Annotated in this window: 14 protein-coding genes; 12 read left to right on the forward strand and 2 right to left on the reverse strand. The window is 60.7% G+C overall.

Features of this window, described 5'->3' with window-relative positions; genetic code table 11:
- Positions 1–23 precede the first annotated feature (23 nt).
- The 6 genes from BMZ24_RS17665 to BMZ24_RS17690 all read left to right on the forward strand — a co-directional run bounded on the left by BMZ24_RS17665 (position 24) and on the right by BMZ24_RS17690 (position 6,411).
- Positions 24–371: a DVU0772 family protein gene (locus BMZ24_RS17665; protein ID WP_092194135.1), complete on the forward strand. Its 348-nt coding sequence runs from the start codon at positions 24–26 to the stop codon at positions 369–371.
- 171 nt (positions 372–542) lie between these two features.
- Positions 543–1,169 carry a YkgJ family cysteine cluster protein gene (locus BMZ24_RS17670; RefSeq protein WP_092194137.1) on the forward strand — a complete coding sequence of 209 codons (627 nt, stop codon included), beginning with the start codon at positions 543–545 and terminating at the stop codon, positions 1,167–1,169.
- Positions 1,170–1,250: 81 nt separating this feature from the next.
- Positions 1,251–2,207, forward strand: a complete 957-nt coding sequence (locus BMZ24_RS17675) for a DnaJ C-terminal domain-containing protein (protein ID WP_092194139.1) — start codon at positions 1,251–1,253, stop codon at positions 2,205–2,207.
- Positions 2,208–2,216: 9 nt separating this feature from the next.
- Positions 2,217–2,531 (forward strand): chaperone modulator CbpM, encoded by a 315-nt coding sequence (locus tag BMZ24_RS17680; RefSeq protein ID WP_092194141.1) that lies wholly within the window; start codon positions 2,217–2,219, stop codon positions 2,529–2,531.
- Positions 2,532–2,556: 25 nt separating this feature from the next.
- Positions 2,557–5,151 carry an ATP-dependent chaperone ClpB gene (gene clpB, locus BMZ24_RS17685; protein ID WP_092194143.1) on the forward strand — a complete coding sequence of 865 codons (2,595 nt, stop codon included), beginning with the start codon at positions 2,557–2,559 and terminating at the stop codon, positions 5,149–5,151.
- A gap of 228 nt (positions 5,152–5,379) precedes the next feature.
- The gene (locus tag BMZ24_RS17690) at positions 5,380–6,411 is read left to right on the forward strand and encodes a DUF1786 domain-containing protein (protein WP_092194144.1); all 1,032 of its coding nucleotides are present in this window, start codon (positions 5,380–5,382) and stop codon (positions 6,409–6,411) included.
- Positions 6,412–6,459: 48 nt separating this feature from the next.
- Here BMZ24_RS17690 and BMZ24_RS17695 read toward each other — a convergent pair whose 3' ends face one another.
- Positions 6,460–7,104, reverse strand: coding sequence for a flavodoxin family protein (locus BMZ24_RS17695; protein WP_092194146.1), 645 nt, complete (start codon positions 7,102–7,104; stop codon positions 6,460–6,462).
- A 157-nt stretch (positions 7,105–7,261) separates the two neighbouring features.
- On the opposite strand from BMZ24_RS17695, the gene BMZ24_RS17700 reads away from it, so the two are divergent.
- Positions 7,262–9,394, forward strand: coding sequence for a Tex family protein (locus tag BMZ24_RS17700; RefSeq protein ID WP_092194148.1), 2,133 nt, complete (start codon positions 7,262–7,264; stop codon positions 9,392–9,394).
- A gap of 74 nt (positions 9,395–9,468) precedes the next feature.
- Here BMZ24_RS17700 and BMZ24_RS17705 read toward each other — a convergent pair whose 3' ends face one another.
- Positions 9,469–10,344: a DMT family transporter gene (locus BMZ24_RS17705; protein ID WP_092194150.1), complete on the reverse strand. Its 876-nt coding sequence runs from the start codon at positions 10,342–10,344 to the stop codon at positions 9,469–9,471.
- A gap of 179 nt (positions 10,345–10,523) precedes the next feature.
- Here BMZ24_RS17705 and BMZ24_RS17710 point away from each other — a divergent pair, with 179 nt between their 5' ends.
- The 5 genes from BMZ24_RS17710 (at position 10,524) to gatB (ending at position 16,323) form a co-directional block, all read left to right on the forward strand.
- Complete coding sequence (locus BMZ24_RS17710; RefSeq protein ID WP_092194152.1) at positions 10,524–11,063, forward strand: bacterioferritin; 540 nt, start codon at positions 10,524–10,526, stop codon at positions 11,061–11,063.
- 240 nt (positions 11,064–11,303) lie between these two features.
- Positions 11,304–13,073, forward strand: a complete 1,770-nt coding sequence (locus tag BMZ24_RS17715) for an ARMT1-like domain-containing protein (RefSeq protein WP_092194154.1) — start codon at positions 11,304–11,306, stop codon at positions 13,071–13,073.
- On the forward strand, positions 13,070–14,212 hold the full coding sequence (mltA, locus tag BMZ24_RS17720; protein WP_092194156.1) for a murein transglycosylase A: 1,143 nt from the start codon (positions 13,070–13,072) through the stop codon (positions 14,210–14,212). The genes BMZ24_RS17715 and mltA overlap by 4 nt, the downstream gene beginning before the upstream one ends.
- Positions 14,213–14,221: 9 nt before the next feature.
- A complete protein-coding gene (locus tag BMZ24_RS17725) occupies positions 14,222–14,875 on the forward strand; it encodes a DUF4254 domain-containing protein (protein WP_092194158.1) in 654 nt (217 codons plus the stop codon).
- Positions 14,876–14,892: 17 nt separating this feature from the next.
- Positions 14,893–16,323, forward strand: a complete 1,431-nt coding sequence (gene gatB, locus BMZ24_RS17730; protein ID WP_092194160.1) for an Asp-tRNA(Asn)/Glu-tRNA(Gln) amidotransferase subunit GatB — start codon at positions 14,893–14,895, stop codon at positions 16,321–16,323.
- Positions 16,324–16,522 lie beyond the last annotated feature (199 nt).

Consider the following 16,522-nt stretch of genomic DNA (forward strand, 5'->3'; position numbering starts at 1 on the left):
CTCAAGAGAAACGGAGGTGAATTATGGGACAGTTAAGAGCTTTCAAGGACCTGATAATCGATTGGGAAATGACCCCTGAAGATGCGGTCGCCATTTATCTGGAATGGGGAAACAACGGTTATCGCGGTGGCTACCAGTACGCAGTCAAGGGAAAGGAAGATCATTCTCACTACTTTGTCGTGAATACCTGGGATGATAAGCCGATAGTTACGCTTTTGTACCGCAACTCCGATGGAGCCGACGAACTGGCCGTGTTGCCGCTTCCTGAAAAACTGGCCGACAAGTTCATGAAGGGCGTGTACAACCACAAGGGCATTTATCCCGTCAACGCCGATGTGAAGCAGTGGCTTGAGAGTGAGCTCTACAACTAGCTGCTGAAACCATCTCGCAAATATCCTCGAAAAGCCGGCAAGTCCGGCTTTTCGCTTTTCCGGGGCATTGACTGTTTTGGTCATGGGGCTATCAGAATGAAGCAGACGACGATGGGAGCTGGACGAGCTGTTTTTAGAGTGTTGACCTGATCTTAAGACCGTGGAGAGAAAATGGCGTTGAGTACATGTCGGCGATGCGGAACATGTTGTGAAAAGGGCGGGCCCGCTCTGCACGAGGCGGATAAGGGATTGCTCGAGCACATTCCCATGAAGGATGTAGTATGCCTGAGGCGAGGGGAATTGGCTTTTGATCCACGGACACAGTCCTTGCAGCCTTTGCCTTTGGAATTGATGAAGATTCGTGGGAAAGGCGCGGGCTGGGAATGCGTGTATTTCCTGCCCCGGGAAAAGTCGTGCGCGGTGTACGGCCATAGGCCTCTTGAATGCAGGTCTCTTTTTTGTGCCGACACCGATGCGATCCACAAGGCCATGGCCGAGCCGACTTTGTCCCGCGAGGACATAGTCGAAAAGGGATCGGGGCTTTGGGCCTGCATCGAAGAGCATGAAAGCAGTTTTCCCATGACGCAAGCCCTTCGCCTGGCCCAGACAGAGCGAGACTCCGCGACCGCGATCTGTTTTGAACTCGACGGCCTGATCAGACGGGAGATCCATTTCAGGCGGGTTCTCGCCGAAAAGGTGGGGGCCGTGGACGTGGATTTATGGGCGTATTTTGGACGCCCTCTTTGGCTTGCTCTTTTACCGTTGAACCCTGAATTTTCGCGTTATGATCAAGTCTGAAATTTTGTGTCAAATTGTTGACTTGATTGGGTCGGGTATTATCTATTCGCGTACATTACGAGCATAAGGAGTGGTACAGCTTTGGAATATAAAGATTATTACAATCTGCTCGGAGTGGCCAAGGGTGCAAGCCAGGAAGAGATAAGCAAGGCTTTCAAGAAACTTGCCCGAAAATATCATCCCGACTTGAACCCGAGCGATCCTGCCGCCGAAGGCAAGTTCAAGGAAATCAACGAAGCCTACGAAGTCTTGAAGGATCCGGAAAAGCGCAAGCTTTACGATTCACTGGGACCAAACTGGAAGGAAGGGCAGAATTTTCAGCCGCCTCCAGGGTACGAGAATTTCCAGTTCCGTTCAGGCGGATTCGGCGGAGAGGGTTTCAGCGATTTTTTTGAAACGATTTTTGGTCAGGCCGGAGGTTTTGGCCAGTCCGGAGGCTTCGGGAGTCGTTTTGGCGGTGACCCTTTCGGGCGCCCCATGCGCAGCAAGGGCCACGACGCTGAGGTGCGTCTGACCCTCAGCATGGAAGAAGCCTATCGCGGCGGTCTCAAGACCATCACCCTGCAGGAGCAGGTCCGCGGCGCCGACGGCATGCCGCACCTGCAGTCCAAGACCCTGGAGGTCAACATCCCTGCGGGCGTGAAGGATGGCGCCAAGATCCGCCTCTCCGGCCAGGGTTCTCCGGGATCAGGCGGCGGCCGGGCGGGCGACCTGTTGTTGCAAGTCTCCATAGCCGAGCATCCCTTGTTTCGCCTCGAAGGCGTGAACGTGATCTATGATCTGCGTCTGGCGCCCTGGGAGGCCGTGCTTGGCTGCTCGGTACGCATCCCAACCCTGGACGGTCCTGTGGACATGAACATTCCGGCGGGCCTGAGCAGCGGTCAGAAGTTGCGTTTGGCCGGCAAGGGGCTTGGCAAGGGCGCGAGTCAGGGAGACCAGTTCGTGCGCATAGTCATCCGGTCGCCCAAGTCCTTGACGGATCGGGAGCGCGAACTCTGGGACGAACTGTCCGCAATATCCACATTTCAGGCCAGGTAGGAGCGGGGAATGACACTTGTGCAGATTCACGAACATGGGCTTCCGGCGACTTCCGAGCGCATTGGCACCAGGGAGTTTCTGGAACTGACCGGCCTCACTGAAGATACACTTTTGGAACTTGTACGCATGGATTGGATCGTGCCATCCACAACGGCCCAGCAGGAATTTCTGTTTGTGAGCATGGATGTGCTGCGTGGTCGAAAGTACAGGAGGCTATGTGCTGATTTTGAGCTGAGCCCTGTGGCGGGCATCATCATTGTCGATCTGCTGGAACGCATCGATCATTTGGAAGAGCGATTGCGCGATTTGTCAAATCGGATTTGACGACGCTGATAAAGGGAGGAATCTCATGGATCTTGGTAAATTCACGCAAAAATCACAGCAGGCAGTGGCCGAGGCCCAGGCCGTGGCCATTCGTCTGGGGCATCAGCAGGTTGATGCGGATCATCTGTTCCGCGCCCTGGTCGATCAGGAGAACGGACTGGTCCCGCGCCTTCTGGAAAGGGCCGGATATGATGTCAGAGCCCTGACTGCCGCCCTGGACCAGGAGCTGGGCAAGATGCCGCGTGTCAGCGGCCCCGGAGCCCAGCCCGGACAGATATACGTCACCCAGCGCATGAACGAGGTCATGCTCGCGGCCCAGGATCTGGCCAAGAAGATGCAGGACGAATACGTCAGCGTGGAACACGTGTTGCTGGCCATTCTGGAAAAACCCGGAACGGGACCCATCACCGTGGTGCTGCGCCAGTTCGGACTGACCAAGGACAAGATTTTGGCAGTGCTGGCAGAGGTGCGCGGCAATCAGCGGGTCACATCGGACAACCCTGAGGAAACCTACGACGCGCTCAAGAAATACGGTCGCGATCTGGTCGATGACGCGCGCAAGGGCCGGCTCGACCCCGTCATCGGCCGCGATTCCGAGATTCGGCGCTGCATTCGCATTCTGTCCCGCCGCACCAAGAACAACCCGGTCATGATCGGTGAGGCCGGTGTCGGCAAGACGGCCATCGTCGAGGGCCTGGCCCAGCGCATCCTGAACAAGGACGTGCCAGAGGGCCTCAAGGACAAGACCGTCTTCGCCCTCGACATGGGGGCTCTCATCGCCGGGGCCAAGTATCGCGGCGAATTCGAGGAGCGCCTCAAGGCCGTTTTGAAGGAGGTGCAGAAGTCCGAAGGGCGCGTCATCCTCTTTATCGACGAGCTGCACACCATCGTCGGTGCGGGCAAGACGGAAGGCGCCATGGATGCGGGCAATCTCTTGAAGCCCATGCTGGCGCGCGGCGAGCTGCACTGCATCGGCGCGACCACTCTCGACGAGTATCGCAAATACATCGAGAAGGACCCGGCCCTGGAGCGCCGCTTCCAGCCCGTGCTGGTGGAAGAGCCAAGCGTCGAGGACGCCATATCCATCCTGCGCGGCCTTCGGGAGCGCTTCGAGGTCCATCACGGGGTGCGTATCTCCGATTCGGCCCTGGTCACCGCCGTGACCCTGTCCAGCCGCTACATCTCGGACCGGCAGCTCCCCGACAAGGCCATCGATCTCATCGACGAGGCCGCGGCCATGATCCGTACGGAGATTGACTCACTGCCTACTGAACTCGACGAGATCAACCGCAAGACCATGCAGCTGGAGATCGAGCGCGAAGCCCTGCGCCGCGAAACCGACGCCGCGTCGCGTGAAAGGCTGGAGCGTCTGGAAAAGGAACTGGCCGAGCTCAAGGAAAGCCAGACGGGCCTCAAGGCGCAATGGGAACGGGAAAAGAGCGGTATCGACGAAATCAGCCAGCTCAAGAAGGATCTGGAGGCGACCAAGGAGGCCATCGCCAAGGCCGAGCGCGAATACGACCTGAACAGGGCGGCGGAACTCAAATACAGCCGTCTCATCGAGCTTGAGCGCAAGCTTGAGGCGCTCTCGGGCGGAAACGACGGCGAACAGCGGCTCCTGCGCGAAGAGGTCGGCCCTGACGACATCGCGGCCATCATCTCCAAGTGGACCGGCATCCCCGTGGTCAAGCTGGTCGAGGGAGAGCGCGAGAAGCTTTTGAAACTTGGGGACATTCTCCACGAGCGGGTCATCGGCCAGGACGAGGCCGTGCAGGCCGTGGCCGACGCGGTGCTGCGTGCCCGGGCGGGACTCAAGAACCCGCGGCGCCCCATTGGTTCCTTCATGTTCCTTGGGCCCACGGGCGTGGGCAAGACCGAGCTGTGCAAGACCCTGGCGAAAAGCCTCTTCGATACCGAAGAGAACATGGTGCGCCTGGACATGAGCGAATACATGGAAAAGCACACCGTGGCACGGCTCATCGGAGCCCCTCCCGGCTACATCGGCTACGACGAGGGCGGCCAGCTGACCGAGGCCGTGCGGCGCAAGCCATACAGCGTGGTGCTCTTCGACGAGATCGAGAAGGCGCATCCCGACGTCTTCAACGTGCTTCTGCAGATCCTCGACGATGGTCGCCTGACCGACAGTCACGGCCGAACCGTGGACTTCAAGAACACGATCATCATCATGACCTCGAATATCGGCTCGCCCATGCTTCTGGATGGAATCAGCCAGACCGGAGAGCTGCGCGAGGGCGTGCGTGAAGGAGTGATGGGGGTGCTGCGCGGGCATTTCCGCCCTGAGTTCCTGAACCGGGTGGACGAGATCGTGCTCTTCAAGCCGCTTCTTATCGAACAGATCAAGCGCATCATTGAATTGCTTCTGGACAACCTGCAGACGCGCCTGGATGAGCGCAAGATCACCCTTGAGCTGACAGAAAGGGCCAAGGAATTCATCGCCCGCGAGGCCTATGACCCCGTCTATGGCGCGCGGCCGCTGCTCAGATACCTGCAACACCATCTGGAAACGCCGCTGGCCAGGGAGATCATCGGCGGCCGCCTGCACGACGGGCAGAAAGTGGTGGTGGATGAGCTGGACGGAACCCTTGGCTTTGAACTCTAGATACCGCGATCGGATCCGATCGGCCGGCTTCGGCAGACCATGCCGGGGCCGGCCTTTTTTTGTGGTTTTGGCTTGAATTCAGGAACAATCCGGACGCAAGGCGCGGCTTCATTTCTGGACCTTGAGGCCGAAACGGATTAACTCGGCTTGCTTTGGCCCGCGAACGCGTATGACTCTTCCCTGCGCACCGCGCCGTGGACGTGGAAGCATATTTCAAGGAGCACCAGCATGACAGCCAAGACCTGTCTCATTCTCGACATCGGCAGCGGCACCCAGGATGTTCTCTTGTATCAGGAGGGCCTGGAGCTGGAAAATTGCCCCAAGTTCATCCTGCCATCGCCTGCCCGGACCGTGGCGGCTCGCATCCGGGAACTGACCGCGCTCGGACGGGACATCTATCTTCATGGTCAGAACATGGGCGGCGGATTCTGGCGGGCGGTCAAGGCCCATCAGGACGCCGGGCTCAAGGTCTTCGCGCATCCGGACGCGGCGCTGGCTCTGGGGGATGATCTGGATCAGGTGCGCGGGCATGGCATCGACATTACTTCGGTCCCGCCGCTTTCGGCATCCCAGGTGCTCCTGACGGATTTCGATCCCGGTTTCTGGCGCGGTCTGCTGCAGCACGCCGGTCTGTCCCAGCCCGACCTGGTCCTGGCCTGCGTCCAGGACCACGGCTTCCATCCCGGCAAGAGCAACCGCATTTCGCGTTTCGCGTACTGGGAGCGCTTCATGAACGAGGACGGTGGCGACCTGTCCCGACTCCTTTATGCGGACCCGCCGGAAGAGATGACCCGCCTACAGTGCCTGCGCCGCTCCATCGGCGTGGGACTCGTGGCCGATACGGGTTCCGCCGCCCTGCTCGGGGCCCTCTTCGATCCCGGCGTCGAGCGGACGGCCGCCACGGACGGCGTGCTCGTGCTCAATGTAGGCAACAGCCACACCATCGCCTTCCTTGTGCTCGGGCGCCACGTTCTGGGTGTTTATGAACACCATACCGGACACCTGGACGAGACCAAGCTTCTGGATCATCTGGCGCGATTTCGGCGTGGGGAGCTTGATAACCAGGAAGTCTTCGATGACGGAGGTCATGGCTGCGTGACCGTCGCGGATCTGCCCGATGGTTTTCGGCGCATCGTGGTTCTCGGCCCCCGGCGCGCCCTGCTGGCCGACGCCAAAGTGGAATTCCTGGCTCCGGGCGGCGACATGATGCTGGCCGGATGCTTCGGACTTCTGAAGGGATGGCGGGAGGCGGGCTGGTAATCCGGCCGTTCTGGCCCGCAAGCTGGGCCCATTGACGAGCGCGGGCCCTCAGCGCAGCAGCGCGTTGGCCAGCTCCGACCCGAGCCGTTCGGCTCGGATGAGCGTCTCGCCGTCTTCCTTGACCTTGCCTTTCTCGAACACCCTGAACACGGGCAGCACGCCGATGACTTCGTATCCCAGCGCTTCCAGCGGCAAGCGCATGGCGTCGACGGTGAAGCCCATGTCCCTTTCGTCCACCTGTTCGCAGATGGCCCCGATGACGGCCTTGCGGCCCTGGCCGGACAGACGGCTGGACCAGCCCCGGGGACATTCCCGGTTGAAGTTGTAGAAGCAGTACAGGCGGTCGATGAAGGCTTTCATCCAGGCCGTGATGTTGTAGTTATGGGTGGGCGAGACCAGGATGAGACCGCGTGATTCGAGGATGTCCGGGTACAGAAAGGACATGCCGTCCGTAAGGCCGGTGCAGATCTTGTCTTTCCGGCACCTTTCGCAGCCGACGCAACCCTGAAAACTCACGTCGCGCAGGTGTATGCCATGAGTCTCGACCTTGTGCTTGCGGGCTCCGTCAATCATGGACCTGAGCAGGGTGTCGGAGTTCCCTCCTTTTCTGGGGCTCCCGCCGATGCCCAGTATCCTGGCTTGCGGTGGGGTGAGGTCGGTGCCTTTGCTGATGAGGTGTTCCCGTGCGTTCATGGTCAGGCCTCCTGGTAAAGGGTTTCGGGTGCCGGATGTCCGCGCCGTCGTTTGGTTTGGGGGTACACCGGGAAGTTTTTTCTGTCGATGAAGGAGGCGCCTGGCCTTCGCCGCCATGTAGGCGCATTTTTCGTCACTAACCCAAAGGGAGAAACACATGCCGGGAACGGACATATATCAACGCATAAGCGCCGCATGCGCCATTCCAAAGGGGCAGGTCGAGAGCGTGGTCGCGCTTCTGGACGAGGGAGGGACGGTGCCTTTCATCGCTCGCTATCGCAAGGAGCGCACCGGCGGTCTTGATGAGGTCGCCATCCAGAACGTGCGTGACGCGCTCGAAAGCGGCCGCGAGCTGGACAAGCGCCGTGAGGCCATCCTCGGGAGCCTGACCGAACGTGGGCTTTTGACCGACGCCTTGGGGCAGGCCGTCCGGAAGTCTGCCACGCTGGCCGAACTCGAAGACATCTACCTGCCGTACCGACCCAAGAAGCGCACCCGGGCGACCATGGCCAAGGAGAGGGGCCTTGAGCCTCTGGCGCAGGCTATTCTGGCCGGAAAAGTGGTGCCGGAGGCCGCCGCGTCCGGGTTCGTCAACCCGGAACTGGACGTACCGGACGTGCAGAGCGCGCTGGCCGGCGCACAGGACATCATCGCCGAAATCATGAGCGAGGATCGCCGTTGCCGCGAGGGCATGCGCAGGCTTTTTGCGGCGGGGGGCGTCATTGCCTCCACCGTGCGCAAGGGCAAGGACGAGGCGGGCGAGAAGTATCGGGATTATTTCGACTGGCGCGAAACCGCCCGCACGGCGGCGGGGCATCGCATTCTGGCCATGCTGCGCGGTGAGCGCGAAAAGATTCTCTCCCTGTCCCTGCGTCCCGATCAGGATAAGGCCCTGACCGGTCTGGCCAATCTCTTTCCCTTCCCGAAGGGTCCTTGTCACGCGGTGGTACAGGAGGCCGTGGCCGACGGGTATTCCCGCTTGTTGGCCCCGTCGCTGGAAACCGAGCTTTGGGGCGAGCTTCGGGCCAAGGCCGACTCCGAAGCCATCGGCGTTTTCGCGGCCAATCTGCGAGAGCTGCTTTTGGCTCCGCCGCTGGGCCCGCGCCGGATTCTGGCCCTGGACCCCGGCCTGCGCACAGGCGCCAAGCTCGTCTGCCTGGATGAGCAGGGCAATCTGCTGCACTGGCAGACGATTTTTCCCGTCGGCGGTAAGGGGCAGGCCGAAGAGGCTGGACGGGTCATCACCGCGCTGGTCAAGAGCCACCGCGTGCAGGCCATTGCTGTTGGCAACGGCACGGGCGGGCGCGAGACCGAGACCTTCGTACGTGGTCTGGGCCTGCCTGCCGAGGTGGATGTGATTCTGGTCAACGAAGCCGGGGCTTCGGTCTATTCCGCGTCCGAGATAGCGCGCCGGGAGTTTCCGGATCTGGATCTGACCTATCGCGGCGCGGTGTCCATCGGCCGCAGGCTCATGGACCCGCTGGCCGAGCTGGTCAAGATCGACCCCAAGTCCATAGGCGTTGGCCAGTACCAGCACGACGTCGACCAGACGGCCCTGAAGAAGAGCCTGGGCGACGTGGTCGTGTCCTGCGTCAATCAGGTCGGCGTGGATGTGAACACGGCCAGTCCCGAGCTGTTGGCCCATGTCTCGGGCCTTGGACCCGTACTGGCGACGAACATCGTCGAGCATCGCCGCGAGCACGGTCCTTTCACGGACCGCAAGGGCATCCTCAAAGTCAAGCGTCTGGGACCCAAGGCTTTTGAGCAGTGCGCGGGTTTCCTGCGCATCGTGGGCGGCAAAAACCCGTTGGACGGAAGCGCCATCCACCCGGAGCGGTACACACTGGTGGGGCGCATGGCCAAGGATGCTGGCTGTAGCGTTGAGGATTTGCTGAGGGATGAAAGCGCCCGCAAGGGCATCGAGCTCGGCAGGTATGTGGACGGTGAGGTGGGCCTTCCAACCCTGAGGGACATCATGGCGGAGCTTGAAAAGCCTGGCCGCGATCCCCGTCCGGCGTTCCAGGTTTTTCGCTTCGCCGACGTGCACGACATATCGGACCTGCACCCGGGCATGACCGTGCCGGGCATCGTCACCAATGTGACGCGCTTTGGAGCCTTCGTGGATGTGGGCGTGCATCAGGACGGGCTGGTGCACATCAGCAACTTGGCCGATCGCTACGTCAGCGATCCGGGCGAAGTGGTCCGTGCAGGCCAGCAGGTGCGGGTCACGGTGCTGGAGGTGGAGGCCAAGCGCAGGCGCATAGGGCTGTCCATGCGTACGGGGCAATAGGTTTTTTGAATTGGAGAAAATAGGTCCCTGGGCCATATACGACCCAGGGGACCTATACGACCTATAAAAAACCTTCAGGAAGAAGGCCGGTTGGTCAGCCAAACCCCGGAGATGACCATGGCACCGCCGCTCAACAGCGAGGAGGTCACGGGTTCATCCAGGATGACGTAGCCCATGGTGATGGCGAAGACCGGGACCAGGTTGATGAAGATTCCGGCCCTAGCCGGGCCGATGGCCTTGATTCCGGCGTAGTACCAGGTGAAGGCCACGCCCGTTGCGATGACGCCCAGGAAGAGGATGTTGGCCCAGTCCACCAGCCCTGCCCGGGCGATGTCGGCCGTCAGGCCGTGGGTCAGGGCCGGACCGATGAGCATGAGGGTGCCCAGCAGGCAGGACCAGGTCACTGTCAGGAGCGGGTCGAGCCTGCGCATGACCCTGCTGCCGGCCAGGGAATAGGCGGTCCAGGCGCCCACGCAGCCGAGAATCATGAGATCCCCGCGCGAGAGTCCGCCGTGAAAAAGGACCAGGGGATTTCCGCCGGAGAGGACGATGGCTGCCCCGCTCAAGGATAGCAGGGTGCCCAGGATTTTAGCGGTGGTGAGCTTGTCTCCCAGGAACAGGGCCGACATGACTCCGATGACCACGGGCACGGAGGCGATGATCAGCGCCGCTCGACCGGCCGGCACGGTCTGCAGGCCGGTGAAGAAGAAGGCGTTGTAGAGGAAGATGCCGGTCAGGCCGAGAAAGGCCACGGGCAGGATTTCCTTTCTGGGCAAACGCGGGAAGCCGTGGCCTGCGTGCCAGGACCACAGGAAAAGAAAAATCGAGGCGGTCACGAAGCGGAGCAGGGCGGCGGAGAACGGGCCCATGTCCTGGGCCAGGACGCGCCCGGAGATCCAGGTGGCGCCCCAGAAGAAGACGGACCCGACGAGTTTTGCGTAGACGAGCATGCAGATTCCTGATTGTCGCAAGATGTAAAAAAAAGCTGCTTACGCTCGAAGCGACGGGGCTTCAAGAGGCTAAAGCTTGAAATCGGTTTTGAAATGACTTGCCCCGCGCCCCCGGTCTTTGCTAGGGTCATCGCATCTTTTGTTGAATCAATGAACCATGAATATTCCAGGAGAAAAACATGACCGCAAGACTTTCCAGAGAAGAGCGCAGGGCGAACGTCATCGACGCCTTGAACCAGGCTCGCGCCATGGAGCTTTTTGCCATCACCCAGTACATGAACCAGCATTACGGTCTGGACAGCATGGACTACGGCGAACTGGCCGCCAAGATGAAGCTCATCGCCATCGATGAAATGCGCCATGCCGAGATGTTCGCCGAGCGCATCAAGGAACTGGGCGGCGAGCCGACCACATCGTATGAAGGCGAACTGAAAAAGGCCCAGGACGTGCGGAGCATCTACCCCTACGACGCGGTTCTCGAAGACGACACCATCGATATCTACAGCCAGTTCCTGCTGGTTTGCCGTGACAACGGCGACGCCATCAGCGCCAAGCTTTTCGAGACCATCATCGAAGAGGAGCAGGCTCACATGAACTATTTCGAGAATGTGGGCACGCATATCGATACCCTCGGAGATACCTATCTCTCCAAGATCGCGGGCACCTCCGCTTCCACCGGCCCCTCCACCAAGGGCTTTGTGATCAGCGGCGGCAACTGATTCTCCTCGGCCCGAAAGCCGCAAGGCGTACGAGCGTGATGCCCGTGCGCCTTTTTGTTTTCAAGGCCCAGGGAGAGCCTTCAAACCCTGGTGCCGGGCCGTGCTTGTCCCCTGCGGCATGCGAAGCCGGTGCTTGACCGGGGATGGTTTACAGGCCAATTTATCGGGCGATCTTGCATGCGCGGAGCCTGCTTTCCGCTGGCATGAAACCCATTGTCCCTTATACAGACGGGAGTGTTGATGTCCAAATTGCCGGATTTTACTTCGGTCCGTGAACTGCGCTACGGCCTGGACCCCTATCTGGACGCCTGGCTGCTGCATTTCATGACCGAAAACAATATCGAGCCCACGGTCAACCCGGCTGAAAATGCCCAGCAGGAGCAGTTGCGTTTCATGGTCGACGTCGATGACGACCAGGTCTTCGTGCCCTGTTCTGACGAAATGTTCGAGAATCTTCTGCACACCCGCCTTTCTTCGGCCCTGCGCCAGGAGTACCGGGAGAAATGGCGCATGCTGGTGCACCTGGCGCGCATCAACATCAAGGATCGCTACACCCGTCGCAAGATTTTCGCCCTGTCCCGGCACAAGGTCCGGCAGGTGCTTCATGCTCCGTTTCTCATCCCTTCCCGATTTTTGAAGCAGCTCATGACCATCTTCATGGCCATGAGCGGGGTTCACGATCCGCAGCGCAGGGAAAAGCGCCAGGCCAACAAGCGTGCCCTGGATTTCATGAACAGCCCGGACATGACCCGAAGCCTTTACGCCTGCCCCGAATCCAACCTGGGCTGCTCCAGCATCAAACACTTGCGCTGGGAACTCGAATTGCTTGAGATGGCCCGCCTCTGCAGGCTATCGCTACGTTCGCAGATCTGGGAACAGCCGGACACGGTCCGCGACGACCCTGCCTTTTTCGATAAGATATGCGCTCCGTGGCCGGAGTTCGCCGAGATCATGACCAGGATCATGGGCCCATCGAGCGAACAGAGAAGGCTCAAAATTTTGTATCTGCCCGGCAGCAGTGGCGGGATCATCTTCGATCTGCGCCTCATCCGTGTGCTGATCCGTCTGGGGCACAAGGTCATCCTGGCTCTGAAGGAAGGCTTTTGTCTGGACAGCACAGTGATCTGGGACGCAGAGCACGACAAGGCCCTGCAGGACGCCCTGGGCGAGGCTCTCTTTGTGGAAAACAGCCGCATGAGCAAGAACGAACTCCTGCGCGCCCAGCGCGAGAGCCCGCTTCTGGTCATCTCCGACGGCACCCGCGAGCGGCTCAATCTGTGGCGTACCAGCGTGACTTTCGCCCGCTCCTGGAAAGAGGCGGACCTGATCATTGCCAAGGATTTCCCCCATCATCGCAGGCTGATCAAGAATTCCCACCTCTTCACGCGCGACATTCTCTGCCTGTACCGGGACCGGGACGGGTTGGACCAGGTCCGCTTCAAGGAAAAATCATCGCGCGTGACCAAGATCACCGAATCCCAGATCGTGGCCCAGTCCGACGCCATCATCGCGCAGATGCGCACGGCCAGGGGAATGGGCCGCCAGGTCATGTTCTACAGCGCCATCATCGGCAGCATACCGGGGCAGACCAAGGTCGCCCTTGGCGTCGTGAACACTTTTGTCTCCCATTTGCGGTCCAGGCACGCCAACCTCCTGATCATCAACCCCGCCGAACACTTCGTGGAAGGGATGGACGGGGATGATCTCATGTACATGTGGGAGCGGGTCCAGCGCAGCGGGTTCATCGATGTCTGGCGTTTCCAGACCGTGGCCGACATCGAGACCAGCTTCGAACTGATGGGCGAGGCGGTCCCCGCGGAATGGCACGGCAAGGATTCGACCTTCTCCACCGGCTGCACCAAGGAGATGAACATCGCCCTTGAAATGCAGCAGAAGCATCCTGAAATGCAGATCATCGGCCCTGATCCCAAGCGTTTCTTCAGGCGCATGGAGTACGGGGTTGGCAAGTATTTCGATGCGCGCATCACGGACAAGGGGCGCAGCCTGTGAGGAGACTGCTTGCGGTGTGTCTGTGTCTGGCGCTGCTGTGCGCCTGCGCCGTGGCGCCCAGGCAGCCCCTGCTTGTGGAGCAGGGGCCCGGGGGGGATCTTGCGGCGCGTGTCGCGGCCACTGCGGCTGATGATCCGGCCGCGCTGACCCGGGCCATCGAACACTCCCTGGCCTACGTGCGTACCCGTCCCGCGGACAGCAAGCCTTTCGGTACGGACGGCCCGGCGTGCACATGGGGGGAGCTTGGAGACTCGCTGGAGCACATGCGCCTGCTCGTCCCCAGGCTCGCGGAAGATCCAGAACTTTTGACCCGGGAGTTCCGCTGGCTCGAAGTCCGGCCAAAGCCGCTCATGACCGGCTACTACGAGCCATGGATGGATGGCAGCCTTGAGCCGGACCCGCGATTTCCGGTGCCCATATACGGACTCCCGGCCGATTTGCGCAGCGCCGATCTGGGCCGGTTTCATCCGCGCTGGAAAGGGCAGCGGCTGACCTATCGCCTGGATGAAAAGGGCATCGCGCCGTATCATTCGAGGGAGGAGATCGACGTCCAGGGCGCTCTGGCCCAGACGGAGACGCCCATCGCCTGGACCCGGGATTTCGTCGACGTCTTCTTTTTGCAGGTGCAGGGCTCGGGCCGGTTGAACCTGCCGGACGGCTCGGTGCGCCATGTCCTTTACGCAGGCAAGAACGGTCACGAATACGTTTCCTTGGGCAAGGTCATGATCGAACGCGGGCTTGTCCCGGCGGAGGAGATGTCCATGCAGCGCATCCGGGCCTATCTGCGTGAGCATCCGCACGAAGTCCGGGAACTTCTGAACACCAACCCGAGCTACGTCTTTTTCCGGCTGGCGCAGGATGGACCGCTTGGGGCCATGGGGCGAACATTGACGCCGATGGTCAGCATGGCTACTGATTCAGCCTTTCTGCCCCTTGGCACGATCCTGGCCGTGGATGCCGCGCTGCCGGATGCGGGCGGCACGGAAACACGGACGGCGTTTCTGGGATTGGCCCAGGACCGTGGCGGCGCCATCAAGGGCAGCCGCCTGGATCTTTTTTGCGGCGCGGGGCAGAGGGCCGAATTTCTGGCCGGGCATCTGCAAGCCGAAAGCCGCGTCTATCTTCTGCTCAAGAAATAAGGAATGATCATGCAGCCCATGGACCCCCTGACCCTGAAGGATCTTTTGCGTCAGGCCTGGACGGCGCAGCTCGAGAGCGTCGCCCTGTGGCATGAAGAGGAGGCCCCGGCGGACCTCCCGGCGCGTCCCGGCGACGGGCTGGTGGAACTTGTCCTGCGCCAGCATCTGAAGAATTTTCTGCTCTGGCACGTCGAGGACAGGGCCCGGCGCAAGGATGTGGACGACAGCGTCATCACCGGCTGCAAGCGTGAGATCGACGGTCTCAACCAGCAGCGAAACGATCTCATGGAGCAGGTCGATGCCTGGCTGGTGCGTGCCGTGGCCGCCTTTGCCGCCCAGAAGGATCTGCCCGAGGAGTCGCGCCGCTTCAACACCGAGACGCTGGGCGCGGCTCTGGATCGCCTCTCCATTCTGAGCCTCAAGATTTTTCACATGCGCGAGCAAACGGGTCGCGTGGACGTGGACGCCGGGCACCTTGAGAGCTGCCGGGACAGGCTCGCCCTGCTTGAAGCCCAGCACCGGGACCTCTCCCGGTCCATCCTGGAGCTGATCGACGACTACGCCCAAGGCGTGAAAAGTCCGAAGGTCTATTTTCAGTGCAAAATGTATAACGATCCGGCCCTCAATCCGGAATTGTATGCCGCAAAGCCTGTCGCGGGCTGACGCGGGAAGGAGCCAGTATGCGTGATTACGAAGTGGTCATCGGCCTTGAAGTCCATGCCCAGCTGAGGACCCGGAGCAAGATCTTCTGCTCCTGTTCGACCCAGTTCGGGGCCGGGCCCAATGAGAACACCTGTCCGGTCTGCACCGGGATGCCGGGCCAACTGCCCGTCCTGAACGGCCGGGCCGTGGAATACGCGGTCAAGATGGCCATGGCCGTGGATTGCACCGTCAATCGCCGCTCCCTTTTCGCGCGCAAGAACTATTTTTATCCCGACCTGCCCATGGGCTACCAGATATCGCAGTTCGAGCTGCCCGTGGCCGAGCACGGACACATCGTCATCCACACGGAAAAGGGTGAGAAGCGCATCGGCATCACCCGCATCCACATGGAGAACGACGCGGGCAAGAACATTCATTCATCTACAGACAACGCGTCCTACGTGGACCTGAACCGGGCCGGAGTGCCGCTCATCGAAATCGTCAGCGAGCCGGACATGCGTTCCGCCGAGGAGGCCGTGGCCTACCTGAAGAGCCTGCGCGCCATTCTGGTTTATCTGGGCATCTGTGACGGCAATCTGGAGGAAGGGAGCTTTCGCTGCGACGCCAACGTATCCATTCGCCCTCGTGGGCAGGAGGAATTCGGCACCCGCGCGGAACTCAAGAACATGAACTCTTTTCGCAACATCCAGCGCGCCATCGAGTACGAGGTGGAGCGGCAGATCGATCTGGTCGAGGACGGGGAGCAGGTCGTACAGGAGACCCGGCTTTTCGATACGGTCAAGGGCGTGACCCGCTCCATGCGCGGCAAGGAGGAGGCTCACGACTATCGCTATTTTCCCGACCCGGATCTCTTGCCCCTGATCATCGAGGAAGAGTGGATGGACAAGTGGCGGGCCGAGCTGCCGGAGTTGCCCGAGGCCCGCTGTCTTCGTTTCCAGGATGTTTTGGGGCTGCCCGTTTACGACGCCCAGGTGCTGACGGCGGAAAAAGAGGTGGCCGACTATTTTGAGACCGCGCTTGCGACCCACAACGAGCCCAAGAAGATCTCGAACTGGGTCATGGGCGAGGTTTTGCGCGAGCTGAACGACCGCGGCGTGACGCTGGACGGATGCAAGCTTCGGCCGGAGGATCTGGCCGGGCTGGTCAAGCTTGTCGATGACGGCGTGATAAGCGGCAGCATGGCCAAGGGCGTGTTCAAGGAACTTTTCGAGACCGGCGGCGATCCCGAGGCCTACGTCAAGGCCAAGGGCCTGGTGCAGATTTCGGACACTTCGGCCATCGAAGGCCTGGTCGACGAGGTTCTGGCCGAGAATCCGTCGGAAGTTGAGCGGTACAAGGGCGGGGACAAGAAGCTGACCGGTTTTTTTGTCGGCCAGGTCATGAAGAAATCCAAGGGCAAGGCCAACCCGGGGCTGGTCAATCAGCTCCTGGCGAAGAAGATGGGCTAGGCGGAATCGAAAGGCTTCACAAAAAAACGAAACGGGCGGCTCAAGGGTCGCCCGTTTGCGTTTGAGCGCAAGGGCGCTGCAATTCTCCCTTCGTCATCATGCTATTGCCGCAAAGTGTCCCCAGATAGGTAGGCGGGATGGACCAAACCATTTTCCTGCACCTGTCCGCAAGAATGACATCCCCCGCCAGCACCTCAAG

Source organism: Desulfomicrobium norvegicum, assembly GCF_900114595.1.
Taxonomy (GTDB): domain Bacteria; phylum Desulfobacterota; class Desulfovibrionia; order Desulfovibrionales; family Desulfomicrobiaceae; genus Desulfomicrobium; species Desulfomicrobium macestii.